This window comes from Lentzea sp. NPDC055074 (assembly GCF_053608005.1).
Genome location: NZ_JBSGUQ010000001.1, coordinates 400680 through 423122 on the forward strand (window position 1 = coordinate 400680; position 22443 = coordinate 423122).

The following is a 22443-nucleotide window of genomic DNA, read 5'->3' on the forward strand; positions in this document are numbered from 1 at the left end:
AGGGTCCCCGATGACGTTGACTCGACGCAGGTTCCTCGCCGGCGCGGCGGCACTCGGTGCAACGGCACTGGGCACCACCGCGTGCACCAGTCCGACCACGGCCAACCCGGGCAAGATCACGCTCTGGTACTCCACGAACGGCCTGTCGGAGAAGGTGCTCGGTGAGGCCGTGCAGCGCTTCCCCGCCCAGCACCTCACACCGAACAAGGTGAGCGGCGAACTGAACCGGCGACTGCTCGCCGCACTGTCCGGCGAGGCCTACCTGCCGGACATCACGATGCTCGGTGACGGCATCTCGACCTACTTCAGCGCCACGGACCGGTTCGCCGACCTCAACGCGCTCGGCGCGAAGCAGGACGAGGCGCGCTACCTGCCCTGGAAGTGGCAGGCGGGCCGCAGTCCGGACGGGTTCCAGCTCGGCTTCCCGATCGACACCGGACCGGCCGCGCTCTACTACCGGCACGACCTGTTCGCCGAGGCCGGGCTGCCGAGCGACCCCGCCGCGGTGGCCGCCGCACTGTCCTCCTGGGACGACTACTTCGAGTTCGCGAAGCGGGTCAAGGACAAGCTGCCCGGGCGGTACCTGATCACCGACACGAAGATGGTGTTCACGTACTCGCTGGCGCAGGAGAAGCAGAAGTACCTCGACCGGCAGAACCGCTACCTGGCCGACCAGTCGCAGGTGCGGCGGGCCTGGGACCGCGCGGTGACGGCGTTCCGGATGGGCCTGACCGCGGGCTACGCGGGATCGGCCACCGGTGAGGGCGTCGACCGGCGCGCGGCCTGGACGAACGGCAAGGAGGTCGCGTTCGTCAACGCCTCCTGGATCACCGGCAACCTCAAGCAGTCCGCGCCGGGCACGTCTGGCCGGTGGCACGTCTGCCAGGCTCCCGGCGGTCCCGGCAACCAGGGCGGCTCGTTCCTCGCGATCACCAGGTACTGCCCCGATCCCCGAGGTGCCTACGAGGTGGTGAAGTGGCTGATGTCGCCGGAGAACCAGGCGGCCGCCTACGTGGAGCTGGGCCTGTTCCCGTCCAGCCCGTCGGTCTACTCCGACCCGTCCGTGCTGGCGCCCGAGGAGTTCTTCGGCGGTCAGGCCTCGATCCAGGTGTTCGGCGAGATCGCGGAGAAGGTCCAGCCCGTCTACTTCTCCCCCTGGGACATCACGATCTCCGACACCTACACCGACGAGCTGGCCAACGTCGAGTCCGCGGGCAAGGACCCGGACCAGGCGTGGCAGGACGCCCGGACGGCCGTCGAACGGCTGCTGCGCCGGCAGGGGGTGCTCGCATGACCACGAACCGGCGCTGGAGGTACCTCCCGCAGTACCTGGCCATCGCGCCGTTCTTCGTGCTGTTCGCCGTCTTCGGGCTCTACCCGGTGGTCTACTCGCTGTGGCTGTCGCTGCAGCGGTGGAACGGCGTCAGCGAGATGAAGTTCGTGGGGCTGGAGAACTTCGCGTTCCTCCTCACCGACACCGCGTTCTGGGACGCGATCGGCAACACCCTGGTCATCTGGGTGATGTCGACGGTCCCGATGCTGGTGCTGTCGATGCTCGTCGCGCTGGGACTCAACTCCTCGGTGCGCCACAAGGGTTTCCTGCGGGTGGCGTACTTCCTGCCCAACGTCACGTCGATCGTGGCGATGTCGCTGGTGTTCGGGTCGTTCTTCTCCAGCGAGTTCGGTGTCCTCAACTGGTTCCTGGGCCTGATCGGCGTGGACCCGGTGCAGTGGCTCACCGATCCGTGGGCGATCCGGGTCGCGATCTCGTTGATGATCGTCTGGCGCTGGACCGGCTACAACGCGATCATCCTGCTCGCGGGCCTGCAGGCGCTCCCCCAGGACGTCTACGAGGCCGCGAAGCTCGACGGCGCGAACGCCGTGCAGACGTTCTTCCGCGTCACGCTCCCGTTGCTGCGCCCGGTGATCCTGTTCTCGGTCGTGATGTCGGCGATCGGCGGCCTGCAGATCTTCACCGAGTCGCAGGTGCTGCTCGGCGACCGGGGCGGCCCCGAGGGCGCGGGCATGACGATGGTCCTCTACTTCTACAACACCGCGTTCGCGGACAACGACTTCGGCTACGGCGCCGCCATCGCGTGGGGCATCTTCGTGGTCGTCGTGCTGTTCTCGATCCTCAACTGGCGGCTCGTGCAGCGCCCGGCCCGCGTGAACGGAGGCGACAGGTGAACCGGACCGCGAAACCCGGCACCCTCCTCACCTACGGCGCGATGGTGGTCGGCGCGCTGATCACGCTGTTCCCCTACTACCAGCTCGCGGTGATGGCCTCGAACACCACCGCGGACATCTACTCGTCGCCGCCGACGTTCTGGTTCGGCGGGCACCTCCTCGAGAACGTCGGTGAGGTGTTCGCGAAGGTCGACTTCTTCGGATCGGTGCTCAACACGCTGGTCGTGGCGATCGCGACGACCGTGCTGGTGCTGTTCTTCGACTCGCTGGCGGCCTTCACGTTCGCCAAGTACGACTTCCCGGGCAGCAACGTCCTCTTCGGAGTCCTGCTGGCGACGTTCGTCGTGCCGACCCAGCTCGCGGCGATCCCGCAGTTCGACCTGATGGCGAAGTTCGGCCTGGTCGGCAGCTTGAACGCGCTGATCATCCCGGCGGCGGCCAACGCCTTCGGCATCTTCTGGATGCGCCAGTACGCCCGCGGCGCCATCGCGGACGAGCTGCTGGAGGCCGCACGGGTCGACGGCGCGGGCTTCTTCCGCACCTACCTCTCGGTCGGCCTGCCGGTGCTGCGGCCCGCGCTGGCGTTCCTCGGGATCTTCACGTTCGTCAACGCGTGGAACGACTACCTGTGGCCGCTGGTCGTGCTGATCGACTCGAACCACGTGACGCTGCAGGTGGCGCTGTCGCAGCTCAACGGCCTGTACCTGCAGGACTACGCCGTCGTGATGGCCGGGACGCTGGTGGCGATCGTACCGCTGGTGATCGTGTTCCTGATCGGTGCGCGCCACTTCATCCGCAACATCGCCACCGGCGCAGTGAAGGGCTGAATCACTTGTCCTACCTCGAAGACATGGGTCCCGGCACCGGTTCCGTGCCACCGCGTGCGTTCTTCACCTCCGACGCGGCCTCGCTGTCGCTCGACGGGACCTGGGACTTCCGTCTCGGCGAAGGCGACTGGGGCACGATCACCGTGCCGGGGCACTGGCAGCTGCAGGGCCACGGCTCGCCCGCGTACACGAACGTGCGCTACCCGTTCCCGGTCGAGCCGCCGTTCGTGCCCTCCGACAACCCCACGGGCGACTACCGGCTGACGTTCGACCTGCCGGACACCTGGCCGGACGAGCCGGCGGTGCTGCGCTTCGACGGCATCGACTCGTGCGGGCTGGTCCACCTCAACGACGTCGAGCTCGGAGTCACCCGTGGCAGCAGGTTGCCCAGCGAGTTCGAGGTGGGACACCTCCTGCGGCCGTCCGGGAACGTGCTGACCGTGCGCGTGCACCAGTGGTCGGCCGGCAGCTACCTCGAAGACCAGGACATGTGGTGGATGTCCGGGATCTTCCGTTCGGTGTCGCTGCTGTCGCGCCCAGGTGGCGGGGTCACCGACTACCAGGTCCACGCCTCCTACGACCACGTCTCCGGTTCGGGCACGCTGTCGGTCGAGGGCGGGATGCTCACCGTCCCCGAACTGGACGTGCGCGATCTCCTGCCGGGGCAGTCGTTCTCGCTGCCCGTAGAGCCGTGGAGCGCGGAGAGCCCGAGGCTCTACGACGGGGTGGTGCACACCTCAGCGGAACGTGTTCCGGTGCGGATCGGCTTCCGGACAGTCGCCATCTCCGACGGCGTGCTGACCGTGAACGGTGCTCGTGTCGTGTTCAGGGGCGTGAACCGGCACGAGCACCACCCCCGCTTCGGCCGCGCGGTGCCGCGAGAGGTGGCGTTGCAGGACGTGCTGCTCATGAAGCGGCACAACGTCAACGCCGTGCGCACCAGCCACTACCCGCCGGACCCGTACTTCCTGTCGTTGTGCGACGAGCACGGGCTGTGGGTGATCGACGAGTGCGACCTGGAGACGCACGGGTTCGGTGAGCTGGGCTGGGCCGGCAACCCCAGCGACGACCCGCGGTGGGCCGAGTCCTATGTGGACCGGATGCGGCGGATGGTCGAGCGGGACAAGAACCACCCGTCGATCGTGCTGTGGTCGCTGGGCAACGAGTCGCACACCGGCCGCAACCTCGCGGCGATGGCGGCGTGGACCCGCGACCGCGACCCCTCACGTCCGGTGCACTACGAGGGCGACTTCGACTGCGAGTACGTCGACGTCTACAGCCGCATGTACGCCTCGCACGAAGAAGTCGACGAGATCGGCCGTTCACGCACTCACGGGCTGCCGTTCGTGCTGTGCGAGTTCGCACACGCCATGGGCAACGGGCCGGGCGGGATGCTGGAGTACCGCGAGCTGTTCGAGCGGTACCCGACCGTGCAGGGCGGGTTCGTCTGGGAGTGGATCGACCACGGGATCGAGCGCGACGGGCACTTCGCGTACGGCGGTGACTTCGGGGAACCGTTGCACGACGGGAACTTCGTGATCGACGGGCTGGTGTTCCCCGACCGGACGCCGTCGCCGGGCCTGACGGAGTTCGCCAAGGTCTTCGAGCCGGTGCGGATCACGGGTGGCGACGACGGCATCCGGATCGAGAGCTTCTACAACCACACCGGGCTGGACCACCTGCTCTTCGACTGGGTGTACGAGGGTGACGGGGTGGAGGTCGCCTCCGGCTCGATCGCGGCACCCCGGATCGGGGCGGGAGAGCACGCCGTCGTGCCGCTGCCCGAGGTTCCCGAGGTGTCCGGCGAAGGCTGGCTCACGGTTCGTGCGTCCCTGGCCACCGCCACCTCCTGGGGCGAGGCCGGTCACGTCGTCGCCTGGGGTCAGATCGCCCTCTCGGAGGCGGCGCCGGTCTCGTTCAGCGCCCGAGAGCGCGTGCGTGCCGCAAGGCTGGGGCCCGGTGAGTTCGACCTGGCCACCGGTCTCCTGACCAGGATCGGCGACATCTCCGTGGAAGGCCCTCGACTGGACCTCTGGCGCGCTCCCACCGACAACGACCGGGGCTCCGACCACCCCGAGGAACGGGCGTGGCGCGACGCCGGTCTGCACCGCCTCCAGCACCGCGTGACCGAGGTCCGCACGGACGGGTCCGAGCTGGTCGTGCGCACCCGCGTCGCACCTCCTGCCTGGGGTTTCGGCATGTTCGCCGACTACCGCTGGACCGCCGACAGCGACCGTCTGCGCCTCCAGGTCGACGTCACCCCGGACGGCGAGTGGCCGTGCACGCTCCCCCGCCTCGGCCTGCGGATGGCCCTGCCGGAGGCGGACGCCGTCGAGTGGTTCGGCGCGGGCCCCGGTGAGGCGTACGCGGACAGCCGCCAGGCCGTCCGCGTCGGCCGGTTCTCCTCGACGGTGGACGCGCTGCAGACGCCGTACGTGTTCCCGCAGGAGAACGGCAACCGCGCCGACACCCGCTGGCTCACCGTCGGCGGGCTGAAGATCGAGGGTGAGCCCACGTTCGACTTCACCGCGCGACGCTGGACCAGCGAGGACCTCGACGCGGCCCGGCACACCCACGAACTGCGTCCCCGTGACCGCGTGTACCTCAACCTCGACCTCGCCCAGCACGGCCTCGGCACGGCGTCGTGCGGGCCGGGCGTGCTGCCGCAGCACCGGCTGCACGCGCGGAAGACGTCGTTCGCGATCACCTTCGTTCCAGCATCTGGAACTAGTTGAGATGTCATCTAAGCTCGGAGGGAGACGCTGAGGAGGAGTCGTGCCGCGGAAGTCAGAGCCGTTGCGGAAGCTGGGTTTTCTCACCATCGGGCTGTTCGACGAGAACGACCCGGGAGCAGGCCACCGGTCCACGCTCGACGTGATCGTGCTGGGCGAGGAGCTCGGGTTCGACAGCGCCTGGGTGCGGCACCGCCACCTGCAGTTCGGCATCTCGTCGCCGGTCGCGGTCCTCGCCGCCGCCACCCAGCGCACGAGCCGGATCCAGCTCGGCACCGCGGTCATCCCGCTGGGCTGGGAGAACCCGCTGCGGCTCGCCGAGGACCTGGCCACGGTCGACGTGCTGTCCGGCGGCAGGCTCAACCCCGGCGTGAGCGTCGGGCCGCCGATGCACTGGGACGACGTCAAGGGCGTGCTCTACCCGGAGACCGCGGACGTCGAGAACTTCAGCTACGACCGCGTGCAGCGGCTGCTGGACTTCGTGGGCGGTGAGAAGGTCGTGTCGTTCAGCGGCGTCGAGGGCATCGAGGTCTGGTCGGACCGCGTCCAGCCGCACGCGGCGGGGCTGCGCGACCGGATCTGGTACGGCGGCGGCAGCCTGCGCTCGGCGAGGTGGGCGGGCTCCCAGGGCCTGAATCTGCTGGCCAGCAACGTGATCCAGTCCGAGGGGTCGCTGGACTTCGCGGAGACCCAACGCACGCTCATCCAGACGTTCCGCGAGCACGGCGGCGGCCGCGTCTCCCAGGGGCTCGTGGTGATCCCGACCGACTCGGCCACGCCCGAGCAACGCGCGAAGTACGAGGCGTACGTCGCCGGACGTGCGGACCGGGTGGGCAAGACGTTCGGGCCGCGCGACTTCATGTTCGAGGGCGACATCGTCGGCACGTCGGCGGAGATCGCCGAACGGCTGTACGCGCACGCCGCGTTCCAGGAGGTCGACGAGGTGGCGTTCGCGCTGCCGTTCAGCTTCGCCCACGAGGACTACGTGCAGATCCTCACGGACATCGCGACGAAGCTCGGCCCGGAACTCGGCTGGCAGCCCGGCTAGAGCGCCCACCAGGTGTCGATGCGCGGCACGGACCGCGCATCACCCTCGGCCACCCGCGCGGCGTGGAACAGGAACCCGGCGATGCCCGCCGCCCCTGCATCCAGCCGACGCCGGGCGGGAGCAGCGGCTCTTCGTTGCGGTGCTCGGTGAACCGCCAGCACACCCCGTCGCCGTCCGGGATCGCCCTGTCGACCACGACGTCGGCCAGGTGCAGCGCGAAGCCGGTGTTCTGCCCCGAGTCGAGCAGCACGTCGCCGACCCCGGCCGTCCCGCAGCACCGGCCGTCGTTGTCCCAGAAGCCGGGGTACTTCCGTTCGGGCAGGCCGGACACGCGGATGCTGTGCAGGCACCGGCGACGCCACTCGTCCACGTCCACGCCGGCCACCTCGGACACTCCCGCGTGCCGCAAGGCGGGCCACAGCAACGAGGTCCCGGTCGGACCGTGGCACCAGCCGTAGCTGAACTCCTCGACGCCCTCCAGCGACGGGATGCGCGACGGCACGCGAAACCCGCCGTCGGACGTGTCGCCCAGCGTCACTAGGTGCTCGGCGCCGGCGGCAGCGGCCTCGACGAGGTCCGGGCGCCCGAACTCGGCCCCGGCCAGAGCGAGGGCCGTCGCGACGCCCGCGAGCCCGTGCGAGAAGTTGGGCAGCTCACGCTGCTCGACGCACGACCGCACCGGCACCATGCGCCAGTTCAGCCCACCGGGCACCTCTTCCCGTTCTGCCATCAGGATCCCGGCTGCGACGTCGGCGAGCTCCCCGGCGCCCGCCACCCCGTGACGACGTGCCCACACCGCGCCCAGCAGCACCCCGGCCGTGCCCGCCGTCAGGTCGTGACACCGGGCCCCGTCCAGGAACCGCGGCGGCACGAAGTGGTCGTGCACCCAGCCGTCCGGTGTGGACAGTTCGAGCAACCTGGCAACCGTCTCGTCCGCTCCCGGCGCGCCCAGTGTCGTGAGCACGCTGATCTCGCTGACCAGCCCGTCGAAGAAACCGGCCTCGGCCGGCCCGTTACCCCGGACCCTGGCCACCACGGCCTCCGCCAGTTCCGTTTCGCGCGCCGTCCACTCCCGGTCCAGGCGGATCTCCGCCAGCACGTGCGCCAGCCCGCCGACCCCGGCGTACATGCCGTCACGCCAGTCACCCGGCAGGTCTCCGCCCGGAAACTCCGGGATCCACACACCGGTGTCGTCCTCACGAACCTGATCCAGCACCCATCGCCAAGCGAGCTCGGCGGTCCCCCGGTACGTCCCCATGCCGTCGATCATTACATTGGCGGGAGTGCAGCAAATCCTCGAAGCCGCGGGACTCACCGAAGTGACGACGCGCCCGTTGGGCGGCGGCACCTACAACTCGGTGTTCCGGGTGTCCGCCCGCGGGGGCGAGTTCGTGCTCAAGGTGGCACCACGCGAACAGCCCGGCCTGACCTACGAACGGCACCTGATGCGGACCGAGGCGATGTTCTGCACGCTGGGTTCGAAGGTCGCGCCGGTGCCGGAGGTCGTGTACGCGGACGACACCGCGCTGCTGGCCACGTGCCTGCCGGGAGAACCGGTCTTCGGGCGCTCCGACGTGGACCGTCCGAGGATCCGCCGCGAACTCGGCGCCGCCGTCCGCGCGGTGCACGAGATCACCGGGCCGGGGTTCGGCTATCCGCAGCTCGGCCTGCACACCACGTGGACCGAGGCGTTCCTGGGCATGTTCGACGCGGTGCGGGCCGACGCCGACCGCTACGGAGTCGCACTCCCGGACGTCGGCCTGCGGCGGCACACCAAGGCGTTCGACGAGGTGGAACGCCCCGCGCTGGTGCACTTCGACCTGTGGGACGGCAACGTCCTCGCCGACGGCGGGCTCACCGGGCTCGTGGACGGCGAGCGGGCGTTCTGGGGCGATCCGGTCGCGGAGTTCGTGTCGCTCGCGCTGTTCGGGTCGATCGAGGACGATCCCGACTTCCTGACGAGCTACGGCTTCGAGCTCACCGACTCGGCGCGCGTGCGGCTGGCCGCCTACCAGGCCTATCTCTACTCGATCATGCTGACCGAACGGGTGCCGCGCGGCAGCACCGACGAGGGGTTCGAGCGGGTGATCAGGGACGCGCTGACCACGGCTCTCGCTCGGCTGCGCTGACCGCGGGACCTCCGTTGAGCGCGAGCACGTGGGCGGTCGCACGAGCGCAGTCGGCGCGGAACCCGTCTCGTGCCTGAGGTGACAGGCGGACCAGCCCGTGCCGCAGGACACCGCTCCAGACCGCGACGACGTCCCGGTCCGGCGCGGTCAGCTCCAGCAGCCGGTCGAGCAGGTACCGGACCTTGTCCTCCGCAGGAAGTTCGTGCATGCGCAACGCCATCTCCATCCCCGGATCGGACGTCACCCTGGCGCAGGTCACCACCGCGGCGAACACCTCTGGGTCGTCCGGCCGGGCGTGCACCAGCCCCCAGGCGATGCGGCGGAGGTTGGGCACCGGCAACGGCACGGTGCCGTCGAGGCGGTCGACCGCGGCCGACACGAACTGCTCGCCGGCGAGGTTCGTGACCAGCCGGATGAGCTGCGGGGACAGCGCGCCGTCCACCGCGCGCAGCATCAGACTCTGCAGTGCGGCGCCCACCGGTCCGGCCAGGAGACCGGGGTCGATCTCGAGCATCTGCAGCACGGTCTCCGTGGCCGGTCCGACCTCGGTGAGCCGCGCCGCCAACGCATCCAGGTCGTCCATCGGAGGCGCGCTGTCGTCGCGGTAGAGGTCGGCGTGCACCTCGTCGAGCACCCGGCTCACCCACGGCACGCACAGGCCGATCTGCACCAGTTCCGCGCGGGCGGCCACCCTGACCCGCCGGTCCGGGTCGCTCAACGCGACGGCGAGCAGCGCGGACACCCCGGCGTCGTCGAGTGCGGCGCCGAGACTCGCTGCGAGGCCCGCGACCGCCGCCTCCCGGTGCCGTGGATCGCCGGCACCGAGCGCCTCGGTGAGATCGGCGCGGGCCGCGACGGCACCGGTCCAGCCCAGCGCCTGCGCGGCCGCGACGAGCGAAGGGGTGCGGCGACGCGCTTCCCGCAGCATCTCGACGTCCTCGGTGGACAGATCGCGCAGCACCGCGTTGTCCGGATGACCCACGGGTAGTCCTCGGGCGAGGCGTTCGCGGATCGCGGCCACCGCCAGATCGGGTGCCACGCGGTGCAGCGCGGCGGCCGCCCCGTCCGCCACCCGCCGGTAGACGATCGCCGCACGCAACGCCGCGTACCCGGGCGGCCCGCACCACGCCAGCGCGTGCCAGGTCGAGGCGCGGTAGCCGTGGTCGTCGGCGGCGGCCCGCACCAGTTCGGTCAGCTCGGACGAGTCTGCGCCCGGCGTCAGCGCGAGCACCCTCACCAGGTGCTCCGCGGTCAGGAACCCCACGTCGTGCAGGCGCCGGACCAGCGCGGTGATCTCGGCGTGCCCGCCCGTGGTCCCGGCGCTCGCCGCCGTGAACGCCGTGGCGAACCAGCCGAGCCCGTCGTCGCCGCACGCGAGCCGCCGCACGACCTCGGTGACCGCACCGGTGCGTCCTGCCTCGATCCCCAGCGCGAAGTCCAGCACGTCCGTCCATTCAGGACAAGCCCACGCTCGTGCGTCGATCAGGCCCTCGACCTCTTCGGCCGGGAGCGTTACGAGCTTCTCCGCCACGACGAACTGGTGGACGCTGCGGTGGATCCAGCCGATCGGAGCGTCGTCGCCACCACCCCACGGCACCAGCACACCGAACGCCCTCGTGGCGTCGAACACCCGGCTGCGCGCCGCCGTGACGGACCCCAGCGCGCGGTCGAGCACCGTCTCGCACTCGTCGATCGGCACGGCATCCCGCCACGCCCGTTCGCTCGTGGCCATGTGCCAGCCGAGTTCCCGGAACGCCGTGCGGAAGCGGCCGCGCAGCCCGGCGTCCTGGCGCAGCGCGGGAAACGGCGACGGCGAGCCGCTCTTCCACTCCAGCCGGTAGAACCGGTCCACCACCTGCTGGTAAAGACCGCTGCGGTGGGTGACGACGTGCTCGGTCTCCGCGACCCACGCGCAGAAGGCCGCCACCAGCGGGATGCCCGTCGCGGCACGGATCGCGGACAGCGGTGCGAGCACGGGTTCCAGTCTGTCCCAGGGAACCTCTCTGTCGCGCAGCGCGTACCACCGCTCCCACAGTGCGCGCACCTGTCGTTCCCCCAACGCACCCAGCTCGAAGAAGACGGTCTCCTCTCCGAACGGCGGCACGAACCCGGCGGGCCTCGACGTGAGCAGGACGGTCAGGCCGGACTTGGCGAGCAGTGCCAACGCTTCCGCGACCGCGTCCCGTGCGCCGTCCTCGAACACCTCGTCGTAGGCGTCGATCAGCACGTGCGCCACGGGAGCGCCGGAGTCGACGCGGGCGGCCAGATGCGCCCGCAACCGGGAGTTGTCGCGGAGTCCGGGGAACGAGCGCAGCGCGGCGCGGGCGATGCCGTCCGGTGTCGGTGTGTCCGACCAGGCGTCGGCGAGCTGGTGGGCGTGTGCGAACAGCGGCAGCTCGACCTCGTTCACCGGCACGCCGTTGTCCAACGCGGACAGTGCTGTCTCGCACAGGCGCAGTGCGTGTTGGCGCAGCAGCCAGGTCTTGCCGAACCCGGCGTCGGCGAGCACGACACCGAGGCGGACGTCGCGCACCGCGTCCCGCCACCGGGTCTCGCCCTCCGGTACGAACGGGCTCCGCTCCGGCACCTCGTCGTGCACGGTGACCCAGCGTTCGAGGTAACCGTCACCGAGCGTCCGGTAGGGCAGCCAGGCGCCGGTGCCGCTCACCAGGTCGGCCAACGCCTCGAGGTAGGCGCGCACGTCGCGTTCGGTGATCGTCATCAGGTCACCGGTGAGCCGGGTGATCACTCCGAGGTCCTCGGCGGCGTTGCGGTGGCGCAGCCGGCAGTACTGGGCGGCGGCCAGCCCGGCCAGCTCGTCCGGGAGACGCGCCGCGTCCAGTCGTGGGGTGGCGTCGAGGAACACCGGGATGACGGTGATCCCCCACTGCCGGGCCAGCACCAGCTCGCGGCGCACCCAGTCGTCCGGGTGGTCGAGCCTGCGCACCCCGCTGCTGTCACACACGTCGAGCCACCGCGCTCCGATCACCGCCAGGACGACGACGCAATCCACCAGCCTCGATTCGATCTCCCTATCGAAATCCATTCCGGCGGGAATAGATCTCGATGCCAGGAAGACGCGGTCCTCGCCGAACACCCCGGCGAGGTGCCGGTCGATCAGAACAGCGGCGAAATCACCGTCGCCGGTGCGGTAGTTGACGAAGATCATGACCGCTGCCCAATCAGCCCGCAGGAAGTGGACAAATCGTGGACGAATTGACGGTCAGGCGCCCTTGAGCCAATTCACCGCCGAGTCCGCGCTGCTCAGCTTGCGGGCCAGCGCCGCCTCCTTGCGCCAGGCCAGCTGGGCGTGTCCCATCACGCCGTAGTGGCTCGTCCAGTGCGACGTCCAGATCGACACATCGCACTGGGCGGTGCCGCTCGTGGCGAAGCTGACCGAGATCGTCGGCGGCCACTTCCGCAGCTTGGGCTTGAAGTTGAGGTGACCGGGCCCTTCGACCCGACTCCACATGACACCGAAGTGCTCCGTCACGAGCTGCCCCGCCTGCTGCTCGCTCAGCGCCGCCGTCACGTCCAGCTGGGTGCGCGCCCGCACCTGGGTGAAGATCGCCCAGCCGAGCAACAAGATGATCACCAAAACCCACAACGCTTCCACGTTCCGCTCCTCTCCCCGTCAATGCCTGACCCGTGCATCGCCGACGGCTCGCCGCGCGTTGCAAGAAATAGGTGACAATTTTCTGGACACATCCGGTAACGCCGCGACACCGGTTCGACGACGCAAAGATGAGCACGTCGAGAACGCCGGAGACGAAACGAAGAGGTGACCGGGATTGATCGCCTGCGACAGTTGCGGTGGCACCGTCCGACCCGGACTGAACTACTGCACGAATTGTGGTGCACATTTGCGGCAGGCACCCGCCGCCGTCGCCGTCCGCACCGCACCCGGACCGGCGGCGCCACCTGTCCCGCCGCCCCTGCCGCCACCACCCGTGCACCCGGTGCGGCCGCGCGGCCAGTCCTCATTGCTCACCGGCGGTCTGGCGATCGCCGTGGGCGTCCTGGTGCTCGTCGTGTTCGCCCTGGCGACGCAGGACGGACCGGCCCGGAACACCGCGGGCACCCCTTCAGCAGGCCCGACACCGCCCGCCTGGCAGAGCACCGCACCGGTGACGACGGCGCCGCCCACGACGACCCAGCCCGACGTGTTCGCCAGCGACGACCTCGCGCGGCAGGCCCTGGACCGGCGGGTCGCCGGCGACCGGGCGTCGGTCAACGCCCTGGTGGGGCTGTGGATCCCGCAGCTCTCCTCGAAGAAGTACGGGCTCGCCGTCAACGGCGTGACGTTCGGCTACCAGGAGATCTGGGCCGACTACCGGGCCGTGCAGCGCCGCTACCCGGAGGCGCTGCTGCTGTGGTCCGGTGAGTTCACCAGCTACGACGGCAAGGACTTCTGGGTCACCGTGGTGCCCCGCACGTTCACCGCGGGCGCCGAGGCCAACTCCTGGTGCGACTCCCAGGGCATCGGCAAGGACGACTGCTACGCCAAGAAGCTCCTGCACACGGGCACGTCCGCCGGCACGACCGTGCTGAGGAAATGAGATGGCGGCACCGTCACCTCCACTGCATCGAGCCGAGCATCGAGCACCAGTGCCACTCGTACCCGGCCGCGCTCGCCAGCGGCACCTTCAGCTCACCGTGCAACTGGAAGCGGGGACCGTCGGCGACGAGCCGGGAGACCCGCCTCCCGCCGGGGAGGTCGAGGGCGAAGAGGAACGCGCTCTGCCCGCCGACGAGCACCTTCCGGGACTCCACCACCACTCCCCGGTACAGCGCGGGCAGCTCGCGGACCACCGAGCCCGACCCGTCGAACGCCCCGTGCTGCGGCCAGAACTGCACCTGCGGCACGAACGTCGTGTGCGGGGCGATGAGGGTCGCGAAGACGTGGCTCTCCTGGTCCGCGCCGGAGCCGTCCACGAGGCCACCGCCGTCGACGAGCTGCCACGGCCACGGGTAGCCGAACCGGAACGCGCCGGGCACGTCGACCCATCCGTCCTTGGGCAGCCGGTCCGGGATCGGTTGCCCGCCAACGGGATTGAAGAACCTGCTGAGCACCGCGACCTCCTCGCACCGGGTGCCGCAGACGATAGGCCCCGACCCGCCGGTTGCGGAAGAGATTCCAGCACAACGACTTCCGGAGGTGCGCGGTGAGCGGGCTCGTCCTCGGCTGGCAGGCGGTGGATCCCGGCCCGATGCCGGTCAGTCCGTACTTCGATCGCCCGCCACCCGCCGCCGGCATCGACCCGGCCCAGGCCAACGCCGTGTGGCGCAAACAGGCCGAGAACGACCAGCAGCGGATCGCCGCGCTGCACCACACCAAACCCGCGTGGTTCCCGGTGGTCGCGTGGGACGACGTGCCCCTGCTGCCGGTGTTCGGCGGCACGGCGACGCTGTGGTCGAGCCTGCTGGCCACGTTCGCCATGTCGTTCCCCGGCCGGGTGCGCCTGGTCAACCTCACCCAGATGGACCTGTTCGACCCGGTGCGGCGCGCGCCGGGCGTACCCGCCGTCCGGTCCGACGTGCTGTCCGCCCGAGGCTCCACCGTGGACGTCTTCGGCAAGCGCACGCCGGACGAGCTCGCGTCGCTGGTGACGGACGTGCTGCGGCCAGCCGCGGGTGGGCAGGGCCGCAACGACGCGTTGCGGGCCAGGCAGGAACTCGTTCGGGTGCAACAACTCCTCGACGTCTCCGACGACCTCGTCCGGCTGCGCGACGCGATCGCGTTGCTGCTCGGGCATCCGCAGCGGACGATCGCCACCTCGTTCAGCCGGCGCGAGGAGAGCGACCTGCGCGACTACCGCGCCGACGTGGTGAGCGGCAGCCAGCACGTGGCCGCCCGGCTGAACGACCTGCACGGCGACCTGACCGGGCTGCTCGCCTACGCCCGTGATCCCGCCCGCGCGGCCAGGACGTCTGGCGGTGGCCCGTTCCGCGTCCGCACCTACGAGGCCGAGCGCGGCGGTAGCACGCAGGACGCGGAGCTCACGCGGGAGTTGTTGGCCCGCACGTCGATGCTCGCGTTCGCGGCACCGTTCACCCTGCCGGATCTGCTCGTCGTCGCGGGTGCCGAGGCACTCGCGCCCGAGGTGCTCGACGCGCTCATGAGCACCTCGCAACGGCCGGGCAAGCAGCTGGTCCTGTTGTGGGGCAGGGTGACCCAGGAGGCCCAGACCGTCGTCGGGCACGGCGGTGTCGACGCCGCGCTGTGGGCGAGACTGCCGAACCGGCAGGACGCCGAGTTCGCCGCCAACCAGTTCGGCAAGGAGTTCACGTTCGTGGTCAACGGTTTCTCGCTGTCGGAGAACGAGACCGAGCAGTGGAACGAGGCGCAGACCAAGACCGTCGGTGTCAGCACCAGCACCACCAGGAGCTCCGGGTCCAGTAGCAGCGGAACGCTCACCGGCGCGCTCAACTTCGGTCGCAACTTCGGCAGGTCCGTGTCGACCTCGTTGAGCGTCAGCACCGCCTCCACGCACGGGACCGGTGGCTCGTCGGGCGTCACCAGCCAGACGAGCTGGGGACGCGTGCACGAGCACGTGGTGCCGCCGGAGACGTTCCAGCGCTTGGACGACGGCGTCGCGCTGTACCGCAACGGCCGCACCGCGATGATCGCGTTCTGCGATCCGGCCATCGCCAGGACCGGCCGCACGTCACCGACACCGCTGGGACCGTGACCATGCCCCCCGCCGAGACGACGCTGCTGACGCACCAGGTGCTTTCCCTGCCACGACTGGAAGACCTGACCGAACTGCGCGGCCGGTTGCTGCCCCAGCTCGCCCTCGCGCACGCCGCCGGGCGCACCGTCGCGTGCTGCTGGATCCGCGCCCGTCCGCACGGCCGGTTCGCGCTGCTGGTGGGCGGGGTCGCGACCGGCACCGCGGTGCCGTTCCCACCCGGCGCGAAGGGATCCGCGCTGCGCCCGGACCAGGTCGCCCGCGCGGTCGGCCGGTTGCCGCACTGGCGTCCCGCCGAGCTCGCCCTGGACTGCCTGCGTGAAGAACCCGACGAGCCGGCTCCCGTGCTCGACGACGTGTTCGAGCTGGTCCCGGACCGTCCGGCCGCGCTGTTCGTCGTCACCGAACCGTGTCCGGTGTCCTCTGTGGAATCCCGGGTCACCGAGCTGTCCGACCTGATCGACGACCTGGAACGGCGGCGTTCGGGACGGGGTTCGGAACGCCTCCGCCTCGCGCGGGCCGAGGCCGAGCTCCAGCACCTCGACCAGGCCTTCGCGCTCGGCGCGTGGCGGCTGCGGGTGTGGACCGCCGGGCAGGACGAGGGTGTCGCCGGTGCGCTCGCCGCGATGGTCGGCGGCGTCGACGGCCCGTTGCGCGTGCGGTCCGCGGGCCCCAAGTCCGCCCTGGACTGGGACGTCGTGCGCGACGTGGCAACCCCTGCCGTGACGGCGCTGCTGCGGCCACCCCTGCGCGAACTGCCGGGCATCCGGGTCACCACCACCCCGGCGTTCGACCGCACCCCCGAGACGTCGGGCGACCTGGTGCTCGGCCGCGTGCTGGACGGCACCGACACGCCGTCGCTGCCGTTCGGCGTGTCGGCCGACAGCGTGAACCGGCACGTCTTCGTCACCGGCGCCACCGGTGCGGGCAAGTCACAGACCGTGCGCACGCTGCTGGAAGCCTTGTCCGGCAAGAAGATCCCCTGGCTCGTGGTCGAGCCCGCCAAGGCCGAGTACGCGGCGATCGCCGGCCGGATCGCGCCCGCCGAGGTGCTGGTGATCCGGCCCGGCACGCCCGGCGCCGTCCCCGCCTCCCTCAACCCGCTGGAACCCAGTTCGACCGTCGTGGCCGGCCGGCGCGTGTGGTTCCCGTTGCAGACGCACGTGGACATGGTGCGGGCCCTGTTCACCGCCTCGTTCGACGCGCAGGAGCCGTTCCCGCAGATACTCGCCCGTGCCCTGACGAGCTGCTACACGTCTCTCGGCTGGAACCTGCCCCTCGGCAAGTCCCTGGTCGCGGCGCCTCGCGTGCGCCCCCGCTGGCCGACGTTGAGCGACCTGCAACGCCACGCGCTCGCCGCCGTCGACGACATCGGCTACGGCCCGGAGATCGAACGCAACATGCGGGGCTTCGTGGGCGTGCGGATCGGCAGCCTCAGCACGGGCACACCCGGCCGTTTCTTCGAGGGCGGCCACCGCCTCGACCTCGACCGCCTGCTGACGCGCAACACCGTGTTCGAGATCGAGGACCTGGGCGACGACAACGACAAGGCGTTCTTCATCGGCTGCGTGATGCTGCGCATGTTCGAATGGCTGCGCCTGCGCGAGAAACACGGCCTGGTCAAGCCGGGACTCGCACACGTGACCGTCGTCGAGGAGGCCCACCGTCTGCTGCGGCAGGTCGAACCGGGCTCCGCCGCCGGCCAGGCCGTCTCGATGTTCGCCAACCTCTTCGCCGAGGTCCGCGCGTACGGAGAGGGCATCGTCGTGGCCGAGCAGATCCCGGCCAAACTCCTGCCGGACGTGGTGAAGAACAGCGCCGTCAAACTGGTGCACCGCCTGCCCGCCAAGGACGACCGCGACTTCGTGGGCGCCACCATGAACCTCGACGACGACCAGTCGCTGCACGTCGTCAGCCTCTCCCCCGGCATCGCGGCGGCCCACGCCGACGGCATGGACCGACCGGTGCTGGTGGCCATCGATGCCGCAGGCCGCACCCGCGAGTCCCGTTCTCCCGTGGTCACAACACCTCCGGCCTCGCCACGCGGCCCGGCGTGCCCGCCCCGGTGCGCCTGCCCCTTGGACCGCATCGTGCGCGCGGAGCACCTCGCCGACGGCCCGGCGATCTCGCTGTGGGCGGAGATGACCACCATCGCCCACCTCTGCGGCGAATCACTCGGCGCGCTGTCCCCGGCGTTCCGCACCCGCCTGCACGCCGTACCACCGCCGATCCTCGACTGCGCAATCGCCGCGGCCGCTGACGCCTCGACCGCCCGCCGCAGCGTGCACGTCCTGCGCTGGTACGCCCCGACCGACCTCGCCCGCCAGGTCGGTCAGGTGATGCGGGACCAGGCTGGTTCCGGTGCTGTCGTCGGGAGGCCGGAACCGAGGTGGCGCGTCGGCCAGTTCCGCTGGACCCGCATCGTCACCACACTGCGTGCCACCCCGGGACCGGGCGACGACCCCACCACACCTCATCCCCGCACCGCAGCCTGGCGGGCGGCGGGCTTCGAGGTTCCCGGCACCACGTGGGTGCACCAACTGGTCTCGGCAGGACAGAGCGCCGCCCGTGACCAAATCCCCGCACGGCTGGTGCTGGGTGGTGAGCCATCGGTCATCGACGACCTCACGTCGGTTCTCGCCGCCGGACTTCCCCCAGCCGACCGCCTGACCAGTGCCGTGGACGCGCTAGGTCTCGACTGCACGTGGCCGGCGCACCGGCTCAGAACCCTGTGGGAGGGATGACCGTGGAGAGATTCGGAGGACGCGAGTCGCCGGAGTCCAAGCCCGAGTTCGAACCGGTGCCCGACGCCGACACGACCGAGCACCAGACCGACCGAGCGAAGCTGATCGGCCACCTCGCCCTGGAACACGACCTCACACCCGCACCCGAAACCAGACCCGCCGCTGCCGAGCACCTCGGTCGCACCGCGCTGAACGCCGGTCTGCAACACGACCTCACCCCAGCTCCGCTCGACTACGAGGCCCTGAACCGCCGTCCGCAGTTCGATCTGGACCCTGCCCACCGCCTCGGCGACGACGGCACGTCCTCAGGTCCTCCCGAACCCGACGACGACGCCTACCACAGGCTCGCCGAGAAAATCGTCAACGGCGCCGACGACCCGTCGATCGTCGCCGAACGTGAGGAAGCGCACGCTCGGATCGCCATGGTCCGCGAGATCGACGACGTCGAGATCAGCGGCGACCCGGAGGCGGCCGTCGAAGCCTGGCTTCCGCAGGGGCGCAACGACCTCGGCCTCCGCCGCACCTGCGCGATCACCGCGATGAGCCAGATCGCCTCGAACGAGGGCGCGGAGACGTCCGAGTCCCAGCTCGTGCACACAGCCGTCCGCGAAGGGCTCTGCGACATGACGGACGACAACCCCAAGAAGTGGGGCGGAGCAACCCTCGACCAGCAGGTGAAGCTGATCGAGTCGACCGGCCTGGACTGCGTGCAGCTGCACGGTCAGACCGTCGAGCAGGCGTTGGACGTCGTCAAGAACGGCCACTGGGCCGCGATCGTGGTGCACCGCGACGAGGTGCAGGCCCTGACCGATCCGGAGAAACCGAACCACTTCCCGCAGACCCCGGACCTGTTGGGGCCGGGCACGCACGCGGTGTACCTCACGAACGCCGTCGAGGTCGTCCAGCAGCCCGGCAGCAAGTACGAGGTGCGTGAGTACTTCGGGGGAATCATTCAAGACCCGTCCGGCAAACCCGGAGTCATGCTGTCCACCGAGATGTTGCACGAGGTGTGGGAGCAGAAGGGCGGCCACCTGATCTACGCCCGTCCACGCGACGAGGGCACCGCCTAGCCCGCTGCCTTGCCCGGCCTGAGCCGCTCGAGGATCTCCTTGATCAGGCCGATCACCGCGGTCGGCTCGGCTTCCGGCGCGGCGGCCGGGTCGGTGGCCGTCGCCTCCTTCATCCACTCCTCGACGATCCGGCGGGTGGTTTCCGGGTCCGGGCTGGACGTGCCGACGAGCTCGATGATGCCACCGGCGACGACAGGCGTCTTCTCCAGCAACGTCCGCACGTACCGGCACTTGAGCTGCTCCCGGCGATGCGCGTGGTACTCCCGCAGGCAGCGGGTGCTCATCAGGCCCAGTCCGCCGACGACCGTCAGCTGGACCACCACGATCCCCGGTGAGGTGCCCTTCCACAGGTAGATGCCGACCGCCGCGATCAACGCCGCCCAGACCAGCCGCGTGGACTGGTTCCACCTGCGCGTCGCGGCGGAGTGTTCAGCCTGCTCGAGGACCTGCAAGGAGCTCAAGTGCGCGGCGATGCTCACGATCGGGACCTCGCGTGACGGCTCTGCGGGGGTGCCCGCACCCGGCCTGGCCGGCATCACGTACAGGTCGGCGATCTCCGCGCCGGACGCCACCTCCAGTCGCTTCGCGTCGGGCCGGCGCAGACCGTCCAGCTCGGCCTCGTGCTCGACGATCAGACGGCTCTTTTCCAGAGCGCTCAGCTCCGAGTGCCGCACCGGCTCGGAGGCCTGCCGCGACAGGCTCTCGATGAGCGTGTCCACGACGTGCCGCGCCTCTCCGACGGACTGGCGCAGCTCCCGGAAGGCGGCGTTCCGCGATGACTCGTCGCCTGCCGTTTGCGCCTGGGAGCACCCCGCCAGAACTGAATCGCACAACCGGGTCAGCGCGATCCGCTGGGGAGGAACCAACGATCGCAGCGTGAGCACGCCCAGTCCTTCGAAGACACCCGCGAGCACACCCAGGTCGTCCGCCGATTCGACACGCACGCTCAATGGCATCAGGCGGATCACCTCGCGCAGGCGTCTGGCGGCCAGGCGGACGTCGTCCGGTCCTACGTTCCGTTGCCCGCTCACGACCTCACCTCCGTCCGGACGCTCGTGTGAAACCAACTCCTGCGGCTCACTTCGCCGGCACCCACCTGCCGGTCGCCGGATCCCGCCGCCACCCGCTCGTCACCATCGGAGCCCGCGGCTCGGCCAGCTGAGCCGGAGCCACGTCGACCGCCGTCGACCCGCGACGGGGCGTGCGCCGAGCGAGATACGCGTACCAGGCCGAAGCCAGCGGACGGTCCTTCGCCCGCACCGACAACGACCGCGACAACAGATCCCACCCGGCACCGTCGAGCATCCGCCGCACCCGCTCCGGATCCCGCGCGGTAGAGGCCTGCGGACCGGGCGTGAGCACCCGCAGCACGAACAACGCCAGCTTGTAGACATCGGTGGCCTGCGTGAGGACCGCTCCCTCCGGCGGATCCCAGTCGGGTGCGCTCAGCTGCCGCACAACGGCGGCGCTCCCCCGAATCCGGACCGCGTCGCAGTCCACCAGCATCACCGTCGGCTCCGGGGCGAGCCGGAAGAGTTCGTTCTTGGCGTTGACATCGCCGTACACAATTCCCTTGTCGTGCAGGAACGACAGCGCCCCGGCCAGGTCCCGGCACACCGCCAGCCGGTCCGCCCCGGTCAGCGACGGCATCCCGAGGCGCGCCGCCAGTTCCGGTGCCACGAACAGGTTCTGCGCCTCGCGCGGATCGCGGCTGGGCCGACCGGTGGGCAGAAAGCGCTCCTGGAAGAAGGAGTCCGGGATCAACGGCATCAGCACCCCGACGACGCGCCCCTCGCACCGCACCACCCGGACCGGCCAGGCCGCGATGGTGTCGAGGCGTTGCCGGTCGCGGGCGTCCATCGCGCTGCGCACGCGGACGATCGCGCGCAGGCCGTGCGGTGCCGACTGCTGGCCCAGGTACGCCTTGTACACCAGTGGTCCTGACACGTCGGGCAGGGTGAGGCCGGGCGCCAGGTACACGATCGCCTGGCCGCCCTTGCCGATCTGCCGGCCGACCTCGCCCAGCTCCGCGAGGTCCACCTCGTCGGTCACGGCCGGGGCACCGGCCACACCGCCACGACGGTGCGGTCGTCGTCGAAGCTGCGCCGGGCGAAGTTCGCCTGCGACGCGAACGTGAGCGCTTCGGGCGGCGAAGTCCACGCCTCTGCGAGGAACCGGCCGACCTCTCCGTCACCCGTGCCGAGCGGGTCGCCCACGCCGTCGGTCATCAGCACGAGCGCCTCGCCCGGCGCGAAGCTCGTCTCCAGGACAGGTGGGAGTTCGTGCGGTACCAGCGGAATCGCGTCGGTGGCGGACGAGGCGATCACGTTGCCCTCGTTCTTCACCGGCTGCAACGGGATCCACTTCTGGTCGGCCCGCGGGCGCAGCAGCCACGCCGACGAGTCGCCGAACGGCAGCACGTACGCGGGCAGGAACCCGTCCTCGTCGGGGTGCAGTCCGACCACCGCGAACAACGCCGTGGTCGCCAGAGTGCCCGAGACGTCGACCCTGTCCCTGAGGCCGAGGTTCCGCTGCCCGTGACGGACGACCTCACCGGCGAGGTGGTGCAGCACCCCCGTCCAGTCGATCCGCGCCGGGTGTTCGCGGGTGAGCTCGTCCGCGAGTGCCTCGCAGCCTCCACGCGCGACGATCTCGGCGGCGATGTGCGAGTGCGAGCCCTGGGCGACGCCGTCGGCCACCGCGAGCACGAGCCACCGCTCGTCCTTCGTGACCAGGAACCCGTAGTCGTCCTGGCACACCCTGCCGTAGTAGCGGTTCTTCAGGCCGCGCACGCACGCGGCGCGCAGGTCGGCCACCGGGGCGTCGGGTCTGGGCAGCCGGGCACCGTCGACCAGGAAGTCGCTGCGGAACAGGAACCTGCCGTCCCGTTGGGTCAGCACGGTGCTCGCCGCCCTGCCGGGATCGCCGACGGCGCACGGCCGTGCGCCCTCCTCCCACGTCACCGGCTCCTCGCCGAGCTCGGTTCCTGCCGCGTGCTTGCCACGGGACATCGG

General features: G+C 70.6%; 17 protein-coding genes. 10 read left to right on the forward strand and 7 right to left on the reverse strand.

Features of this window, described 5'->3' with window-relative positions; genetic code table 11:
* Window positions 1–10: 10 nt before the first annotated feature.
* From ACWF7A_RS01995 to ACWF7A_RS02015, 5 genes are read left to right on the forward strand one after another with little or no spacing between them, the layout of a single operon-like run.
* Complete coding sequence (locus ACWF7A_RS01995; RefSeq protein WP_452248515.1) at window positions 11–1294, forward strand: extracellular solute-binding protein; 1284 nt, start codon at window positions 11–13, stop codon at window positions 1292–1294.
* Window positions 1291–2187, forward strand: a complete 897-nt coding sequence (locus ACWF7A_RS02000) for a carbohydrate ABC transporter permease (RefSeq protein WP_452248516.1) — start codon at window positions 1291–1293, stop codon at window positions 2185–2187. The genes ACWF7A_RS01995 and ACWF7A_RS02000 overlap by 4 nt, the downstream gene beginning before the upstream one ends.
* Entirely contained in the window at window positions 2184–3014 is an 831-nt protein-coding gene (locus ACWF7A_RS02005; protein ID WP_452248517.1) for a carbohydrate ABC transporter permease, read from the forward strand. Before ACWF7A_RS02000 ends, ACWF7A_RS02005 begins: the two co-directional genes overlap by 4 nt.
* 5 nt (window positions 3015–3019) lie before the next feature.
* Window positions 3020–5749 carry a glycoside hydrolase family 2 TIM barrel-domain containing protein gene (locus tag ACWF7A_RS02010; RefSeq protein WP_452248518.1) on the forward strand — a complete coding sequence of 910 codons (2730 nt, stop codon included), beginning with the start codon at window positions 3020–3022 and terminating at the stop codon, window positions 5747–5749.
* Window positions 5750–5789: 40 nt separating this feature from the next.
* Window positions 5790–6794, forward strand: a complete 1005-nt coding sequence (locus ACWF7A_RS02015; RefSeq protein ID WP_452248519.1) for an LLM class flavin-dependent oxidoreductase — start codon at window positions 5790–5792, stop codon at window positions 6792–6794.
* Here the strand turns inward: ACWF7A_RS02015 and ACWF7A_RS02020 are convergent.
* Complete coding sequence (locus ACWF7A_RS02020; protein WP_452248520.1) at window positions 6742–8052, reverse strand: lanthionine synthetase LanC family protein; 1311 nt, start codon at window positions 8050–8052, stop codon at window positions 6742–6744. The genes ACWF7A_RS02015 and ACWF7A_RS02020 overlap by 53 nt on opposite strands.
* Before the next feature lie 25 nt (window positions 8053–8077).
* Between ACWF7A_RS02020 and ACWF7A_RS02025 the strand changes: the two genes are divergently transcribed.
* Window positions 8078–8923 (forward strand): phosphotransferase family protein, encoded by an 846-nt coding sequence (locus ACWF7A_RS02025; protein ID WP_452248521.1) that lies wholly within the window; start codon window positions 8078–8080, stop codon window positions 8921–8923.
* Here the strand turns inward: ACWF7A_RS02025 and ACWF7A_RS02030 are convergent.
* Together ACWF7A_RS02030 and ACWF7A_RS02035 are read right to left on the reverse strand one after the other, a co-directional pair.
* Window positions 8883–12092, reverse strand: a complete 3210-nt coding sequence (locus ACWF7A_RS02030; protein WP_452248522.1) for an NACHT domain-containing protein — start codon at window positions 12090–12092, stop codon at window positions 8883–8885. The genes ACWF7A_RS02025 and ACWF7A_RS02030 overlap by 41 nt on opposite strands.
* Window positions 12093–12146: 54 nt before the next feature.
* The gene (locus ACWF7A_RS02035; RefSeq protein WP_452248523.1) at window positions 12147–12539 is read right to left on the reverse strand and encodes a hypothetical protein; all 393 of its coding nucleotides are present in this window, start codon (window positions 12537–12539) and stop codon (window positions 12147–12149) included.
* A gap of 247 nt (window positions 12540–12786) precedes the next feature.
* Between ACWF7A_RS02035 and ACWF7A_RS02040 the strand changes: the two genes are divergently transcribed.
* Window positions 12787–13482 carry a hypothetical protein gene (locus tag ACWF7A_RS02040; RefSeq protein ID WP_452248524.1) on the forward strand — a complete coding sequence of 232 codons (696 nt, stop codon included), beginning with the start codon at window positions 12787–12789 and terminating at the stop codon, window positions 13480–13482.
* Between the two features lie 13 nt (window positions 13483–13495).
* On the opposite strand, the gene ACWF7A_RS02045 is transcribed toward ACWF7A_RS02040, so the two are convergent.
* Window positions 13496–13996, reverse strand: a complete 501-nt coding sequence (locus ACWF7A_RS02045) for a hypothetical protein (RefSeq protein WP_452248525.1) — start codon at window positions 13994–13996, stop codon at window positions 13496–13498.
* Between the two features lie 92 nt (window positions 13997–14088).
* Here ACWF7A_RS02045 and ACWF7A_RS02050 point away from each other — a divergent pair, with 92 nt between their 5' ends.
* From ACWF7A_RS02050 to ACWF7A_RS02060, 3 genes are read left to right on the forward strand one after another with little or no spacing between them, the layout of a single operon-like run.
* Complete coding sequence (locus tag ACWF7A_RS02050; protein ID WP_452248526.1) at window positions 14089–15615, forward strand: hypothetical protein; 1527 nt, start codon at window positions 14089–14091, stop codon at window positions 15613–15615.
* Between the two features lie 2 nt (window positions 15616–15617).
* Window positions 15618–18359: an ATP-binding protein gene (locus ACWF7A_RS02055; protein ID WP_452248902.1), complete on the forward strand. Its 2742-nt coding sequence runs from the start codon at window positions 15618–15620 to the stop codon at window positions 18357–18359.
* 2 nt (window positions 18360–18361) lie between these two features.
* Window positions 18362–19429, forward strand: a complete 1068-nt coding sequence (locus ACWF7A_RS02060) for a hypothetical protein (RefSeq protein ID WP_452248527.1) — start codon at window positions 18362–18364, stop codon at window positions 19427–19429.
* Here ACWF7A_RS02060 and ACWF7A_RS02065 read toward each other — a convergent pair.
* Genes ACWF7A_RS02065 through ACWF7A_RS02075 form a run of 3 tightly spaced genes read right to left on the reverse strand, consistent with a single transcriptional unit; the run spans window position 19426 to window position 22440 of the window.
* Window positions 19426–20460 carry a hypothetical protein gene (locus ACWF7A_RS02065; RefSeq protein ID WP_452248528.1) on the reverse strand — a complete coding sequence of 345 codons (1035 nt, stop codon included), beginning with the start codon at window positions 20458–20460 and terminating at the stop codon, window positions 19426–19428. The genes ACWF7A_RS02060 and ACWF7A_RS02065 overlap by 4 nt on opposite strands.
* A gap of 46 nt (window positions 20461–20506) precedes the next feature.
* Window positions 20507–21481, reverse strand: a complete 975-nt coding sequence (locus ACWF7A_RS02070) for a hypothetical protein (protein WP_452248529.1) — start codon at window positions 21479–21481, stop codon at window positions 20507–20509.
* Window positions 21478–22440, reverse strand: coding sequence for a protein phosphatase 2C domain-containing protein (locus ACWF7A_RS02075; protein ID WP_452248530.1), 963 nt, complete (start codon window positions 22438–22440; stop codon window positions 21478–21480). The genes ACWF7A_RS02070 and ACWF7A_RS02075 overlap by 4 nt, the downstream gene beginning before the upstream one ends.
* Window positions 22441–22443: the final 3 nt, after the last annotated feature.